Genomic DNA, 244 nt, shown 5'->3' with positions numbered 1-244 from the left:
CGATGCCCAGGTCGATCCCGGCGGCGGCTCCGGTGGCGGGCAGGGGCCGGGCGGGGACGTCGTCGCACGACAGGATCACGTACCAGCGGGAGCCCTCCCGCTTGACGCTGATCGTCTTCACCCGCCCCTTGACCGGGCGGTGCCGGTGGACGCGGACGTGCCCGACGCCTTGCAGCCGCACGAACGTGGTGGTCGGGTGCTGCGGTTGGGAGTCCCACCGGCAGCCGTCGCCGTCCTTGGGCCA

General features: G+C 73.8%; 1 pseudogene. It reads right to left on the bottom strand.

The window, feature by feature from the left end:
• A pseudogene (locus ACWJ6R_RS38305) lies at positions 1-244 on the bottom strand (RNA-guided endonuclease TnpB family protein); the annotation flags it as partial.

It is taken from the genome of Planomonospora algeriensis (assembly GCF_977012225.1).
The sequence above is the reverse complement of the archived record's forward strand: the minus strand, read 5'-3'. Positions and strand labels throughout refer to the sequence as shown.